General features: G+C 54.6%; 6 protein-coding genes. All 6 read left to right on the top strand.

Annotated elements, in window-relative coordinates; genetic code table 11:
• Positions 1–843 precede the first annotated feature (843 nt).
• The 6 genes from LPA02S_RS10465 (at position 844) to manA (ending at position 5,611) form a co-directional block, all read left to right on the top strand.
• Positions 844–1,221, top strand: a complete 378-nt coding sequence (locus tag LPA02S_RS10465) for a GntR family transcriptional regulator (RefSeq protein ID WP_054649594.1) — start codon at positions 844–846, stop codon at positions 1,219–1,221.
• The gene (locus tag LPA02S_RS10460; RefSeq protein ID WP_054649596.1) at positions 1,214–1,927 is read left to right on the top strand and encodes an ATP-binding cassette domain-containing protein; all 714 of its coding nucleotides are present in this window, start codon (positions 1,214–1,216) and stop codon (positions 1,925–1,927) included. The genes LPA02S_RS10465 and LPA02S_RS10460 overlap by 8 nt, the downstream gene beginning before the upstream one ends.
• Entirely contained in the window at positions 1,917–2,675 is a 759-nt protein-coding gene (locus LPA02S_RS10455) for a hypothetical protein (RefSeq protein WP_056956845.1), read from the top strand. The genes LPA02S_RS10460 and LPA02S_RS10455 overlap by 11 nt, the downstream gene beginning before the upstream one ends.
• Positions 2,676–2,767: 92 nt before the next feature.
• On the top strand, positions 2,768–3,349 hold the full coding sequence (locus LPA02S_RS10450; RefSeq protein ID WP_056956844.1) for a PepSY domain-containing protein: 582 nt from the start codon (positions 2,768–2,770) through the stop codon (positions 3,347–3,349).
• Between the two features lie 192 nt (positions 3,350–3,541).
• Positions 3,542–4,576, top strand: a complete 1,035-nt coding sequence (locus LPA02S_RS10445; protein ID WP_225355001.1) for a serine hydrolase domain-containing protein — start codon at positions 3,542–3,544, stop codon at positions 4,574–4,576.
• A gap of 72 nt (positions 4,577–4,648) precedes the next feature.
• Positions 4,649–5,611, top strand: a complete 963-nt coding sequence (gene manA, locus LPA02S_RS10440) for a mannose-6-phosphate isomerase, class I (protein ID WP_056956843.1) — start codon at positions 4,649–4,651, stop codon at positions 5,609–5,611.
• Positions 5,612–5,771: the final 160 nt, after the last annotated feature.

The raw sequence follows: 5,771 nt of genomic DNA, 5'->3' as shown, positions 1-5,771 counted from the left end.
ACGTCGTAACTGCCAGTATGTGCTGAAGCACGTACTGGCAGTAACTTCTACAGAACTACGGGCATGCAGCCGCCGCGGGCACACCCCCAATCACCTCCGCCAAGCTGACAACACAGACCTAATGCTTGGTGAACATAGATTGTGTATGGGTGTGGACCCCTTGCAAATCCTGGTAACTTGTATCAAAACTTTGTTCCGTTAGCCCCATAGATATCAATTGCGCGAGATAGTAAAGTTAATGGAGGCGCCGGTTTTTGAGAACGGTTTAGGTTGCTAGACCGGTATTCAGAACTCGATGGCGGCGTGATTTTGGTAGCTTAAATTGATTCTTACTCGTATTCACGTTGATTAGTTAAACAAGTCGAATGTTGATATATTTTGACGCAGTAGTGGGACCAATTGTCGAGTTAACATCTAACTAGGTTCGTGCGTCGGCAATGGCGGAGGTAGTCGGGGTTGCCCGTGACGGCTGCAAGCCCGTAGTTCTGTAGGAGGCGAAGCCGACGTACAGAATCAAATTGTATAGACCGAGCGGTTTTTCTCGGGCTAGACAATTCGCGGTAGCCCTGTAAGGGCGTGAGCGTGAGGCTAGTAGCCGGTCACGGGCGACCCCGACTACCGGAGCCGTTGCCGACGTGCGAACCGGTCGGTAGAACTACACTCGGCAAATCGTCCCGAGAGCGTGAGGCTGGTAGCCGGTCACGGGCGACCCCAACTACCGGAACCATTGCCAACGCACGAACCGGTCGGCAGAAACAGAGCTCACACGTTGACAACCAAATCAATCCGCATTACGCTGTATTAGTAAACTAATACAGTATGCCAGTAAGAGGGAGGTGCGCCATGGAGTTTGACGATAAGGCGCCAATCTACTACCAAATTGAGCAGTACGTAATGCGCGAAATTATTGTGGGCCACCTCGACGCGGGTGCCCAGTTGCCGTCAATTCGTGAATTGGCTTTGCAGTTGGCGGTCAACGTCAATACGGTTCAACGGGCGGTCAGCGAGTTGATTAACGATCAGATTGTGGTTCCGCAGCGTGGCAAGGGTAACTTTGTCACCACCGACATGCAGGTGATTGTGGCGTTACGCGAACGCATCGTTAAGGAGCAACTAGGCGCGTTGTATAAAAATTTGGACGCACTGAAAATTACGCCCGCAGAGATGGAATTTTATCTACACAAATATATTGAGGAACAGGAGGCAGTGGGGAATGAGTAATGTTTTGAGCATTCGGGGGTTAACGTACAAGCGCAATTTTAAGGTGATCCTGCGTGACATCAACTGCCACGTGGAGTCAGGCCAAATTGTTGGTCTGCTGGGTGCTAACGGAGCGGGCAAAACTACCCTAATGCGCGTTATTGCCGGCAGCGCCCCACACTTTGTTGGCAGCGTGAGCGTCGACGGGGCGGTTCAGCCCGTAGAACGCAAAGCCGTGGTGAGTTTCTCGGAGCAGATCGGTGGTACCCCGATTAGTACGCGAACCGCCAAAGTGGTGCAGGACTGGGCAGATTGGTATCCAGACTTTGACCGTAGCAAGTTCGATGAACTAGCCCAGTTTCTGGATATCGACATGCACGCGCGGTTGTCCAGCCTGTCCAAAGGGAACATGAAAAAGGTGGTCATTGCCCTCAGCTTGGCGCGGCGGGTGAAGTTATACTTGTTGGATGAGCCGTTTGATGGCATCGACAGCATGACCCGCAAGAAAATTATTGCCACCATCATCCAGTGGAAGCCATACGACGCGACTTTGGTAATTAGTGACCACCACGTCGGGGATATCGCCAACATTCTGGATACGGTCATGATTATTAAGGGCCACGATTTGGTGACCGATAAGCCAGCTGATGATATTCGCGCCACCGGTAAGAGCATTGAGGAATACTTTGAGGACGTTTACGCGGGGAGGAATACTGATGGAAAATAAAGTGCACGTGTTGCGCCAATTGCTACGGCAACGATGGCGTCTAGCTAATTGGGTCGTATTGGTATACCTGGCCGCAGTTGTTATCACCTGTGTCTGGATTACGATTGTGGACGGGTTCATTAAGGAAGCAGTACTCGGGGTGACCATGGGCTATGGTTTTTTCGCTGGGTGCGCGTTGTTTATCCTGTTGGCAATCGATCAGGAGCACGTTTGGGTTGGTAGCCGTTACCGGCTGGCACCAGTTGCGGACACAAAGTTGTACATACTGAACGTTCTGACCAGCTTTCTGGGCTTCCTCTACGGTGCCATCATTGGGACCGCGGTCATGGGCATTAGCGCGATTCCTTACCTGAACCGCGTATTCAGTCTGCCGCATACCGTGATGTTTGTGGTTTCCGGTGGGTTTCTGCTCATGTCGGTGTGCCTGTACTCCTGGATTTTTATCAGCATGGTGCACCTCGTGGGGGCGACGATCAGCGCCTTCTTACCGCCAATGCGGCAAAAGATTGTCACCTTTGTGTTCTACGTACTGGTCATTATCTTAGTGATTGTGGTGCTAAACGGCTTTGAGAACGGTATTGAGGAAATTCTACCCAACTACACACTGAGCTTCAGCCACGTGAATGCAATCAAAGACGCGGTGCCAGCCTTCTTTGCGGGTGGAGCAATCCTGTTACTTCAGGCTTCGCTGTATTCTGTGGTTAACGTACTGATGTTGCACAACTGGGTGGAGACGAAACAAGCGTAACCGGCAGAACTTTGTGTGGAAATCGTCCTTTGGGGTTGATACAATTGGTTTAGGAAGCGATTGCAACGACACCCTAACGGAGGACGGCAGCGATGAGATTATCGGCTTTAGCAGTTCTGAGTTTATTGGTGTTGGCCGGCTGTGGGCAACAATCGGCATCACACCATGATGGTTCGGCTAGTTCGGTTAGCAGTGCGAGCAGCGTTAGTGCGACGCCTAGCCGTGAGGTGAAGGTCTCGCTGAGTGCGGTGGTGGAGCTGATGCACGACCGCTGGGGTGATGACGTTGACCTGACCAGCATTGAGATTGAGCCGGTGGGCAGCCGCTATCAGTACGAGGTGGAGGCAGTCAACGACGATACCGAGTATCAGATGGTGCTAAACGGGCGGACGGGCAAAGTTGTGCGCCACAGCGAGCAACCGTTAGACGCCGACGAAGCCGGTGGAGCCGAGCGTCGTGAGAAGGGGATCGCCACCGATAAGTTGCGGGCGTTAGGCCACGTCACCGCCGCAGCAACCAAAGCGGTACCGGGGACGGCGACTGAGTGGTCGCTCAAAAAAGACGACGGCGTACCCGTGTGGTCCGTTAAGGTGCGGAGCAAGCAGGGCACGATGCATGAGGTCGACGTTCAGGCCGATAATGTGGCCGTATTGAGTAGTGAGGACGACGATTAACGATGGCTAGTTAGTCAATTAATTGAGGCGGCGACCGTATTTACGGTGGCCGCCTTTGCTATCCGTCGCCACTGTGCTGGTGTGCACTTGTGTTGGCCCGGTCCGTCCGCGCCACTTTGCCCGGTGCTATAATGGTGGGGATTGTGTGTCGTTCACGGCATAAATAAAGCAGCAGGGAAGCAGATAGACAATATGGATACAACCGAACAAACAGCGCGCATCGTGGCCGGGAACGCCGTCGTGCGGCCGGCGCTAGACGCTATGATAACCGCAGGAATAATGCCCGGGGCTGTATACGCCATACTAGATGGCGACGACACGTACATACAGGTTTTGGGTCAGGCGGCGACCGCGCCGGTGCCGCTGCCATTGGATGCGGGGATGTTTTACGACCTGGCTTCGTTGACCAAAGTAGTTGGAACCACGCCGCTATTTCTCCGGGCCGTACAGGATGGGCTGTTGGGCGTGGATCAGCCCATCAAAGACGTGTTGCCTGAGTTCACGGCTCCGCACGTAACCTTCAGGATGGCGTTGACACACACGTCGGGTTTAGACGGCTACATCCCGCACCGCGACGAGTTACCGCCGGACGAGCTCCGGCACGCCCTATTAACGCAGCTGCACGAGACGGCGGGCACGGGCCACGTGGTCCAGTACCGCGACGTGAATTTACTGCTGGTTGGCTGGGCGCTGGCAAAGGTGTACGGCGACCCGATTCAGCGGCTGATTACCGCGCGGGTACTGCCCGCGTTCGGGATGCGGACTAACGCCACCTTTAGCCCGGACGTACAACGAACGGTGCCCACCACGTACGATACTGAGGGCGGATTGCGTCGGGGTGTGGTCCACGACCCGAAGAGCGCTATCTTGGGCGCTGATTCGGGGGCGGCGGGCCTCTTTGCCAATATTGACGGGATGGTGCAGTTTGCCCACGTCACCTTTGGTCGGGTACAGCAGATTTTTCTGCACGAGAACTGGGCGGAAAAGCTCCAGCGTGACTTTGCCGGCGGCCGTAGTTTGGGTTTTGACTTACTTGAAGGTCCCGTATCGCACCGGCAGTGGTTGTACCATACGGGGTATACGGGCACGTTCATGTTGCTTGACCCCACTGCACACCGGGGCTTGATTGTGCTGGCAAACCGGGTTCACCCGGTTGTGCACCCAGAATTCCTAGATGCGCGCGATCGGCTGATTCCTCGGTTTTTAAGCGCCACAGAAAGCGCTTAGTGTGGTATCCTTACAGGTGTGAACGCATACGCTTACACGCGTGAAAAAGCCATAGATGGGAGCTTGATAATAGTGACAGAACCACTTTTCCTGAAACCATATTTCCAGCCAAAGATTTGGGGTGGCCGCAAGCTAGAACAATTTGGCTACGACCTGCCCGAAGGTAAAATTGGTGAGTGTTGGGCCATTTCTGGACACCCGCACGGGCCGGCAACGATTAAGAATGGCCCCCTCGCTGGCAAAACGGTGAGTCAGGCTTACGCCGAAGATGGTGAGTACTTTGGCAATCCGACCGACACGGTTTTCCCGTTGCTGACGAAAATTTTGGATGCTGAGGACAGCTTGTCGGTGCAGGTGCACCCTGACGACGCCTACGCCGAGGAGCACGAGCATGAATTGGGTAAGACGGAGTGCTGGTACGTCATTTCGGCGGAACCAGGCAGCTACTTGATTTATGGCCACCACGCAAAGACGCGGGCTGAACTCAAGCAGATGATTGAGGCCGGCGATTGGGACCACCTGTTACGCAAGGTGCCGGTGAAGACGGGCGACTTTGTTTACGTACCGAGTGGGACCATTCACGCGCTGAACAAAGGCATCATGGTACTCGAAACACAGCAGAGTTCCGACACCACGTACCGGTTATACGATTACGACCGGACGGACGATGCGGGCAACAAGCGTGAGCTCCACCTCAAGCAGTCGATTGACGTGACGACGGTGCCGAACCAGGATCCGCAGTTGGACATCAAGCACGAAAAGGTGGGCGACTCCACGTTGACGACGTTTGTCACGGCGCCGGTTAGTCCGTTCTTCTCCGTTTACCGTTGGCAGGTCCAGGGTCAGTTGCACTTGACCAAGTCGGCACCGTACACCTTAGTATCGGTGCTTGACGGCGAGGGCACGATCACGGTTGACGGCAAGAGCTTCCCGCTGAAGAAGGGCGACCACTTGATCCTGCCTACGCAGGTGGAGAGTTGGGACCTCGACGGGCAAATGGACATCATCGCTTCTACGCCTGGCCAGACTAAATAGTCATTTCTGTAGCTACACCTACGAATGTGGGTGTAGTTTTTTTAGCGGATGAAGGTAGTGGGTTGGGAGCGAACCCGCGGGTGGCCTTTGGGACTGCGGCTTACGTGTCCTACGCCGCAGGTTGCTACGTAGTGGTCGCCGGCAGCGTTGGTCGGGTTGG

It is taken from the genome of Lacticaseibacillus pantheris DSM 15945 = JCM 12539 = NBRC 106106 (assembly GCF_001591865.1).
GTDB classification, from domain to species: Bacteria; Bacillota; Bacilli; order Lactobacillales; family Lactobacillaceae; genus Lacticaseibacillus; species Lacticaseibacillus pantheris.
This window is presented reverse-complemented; position numbering and strand designations above follow the sequence as displayed.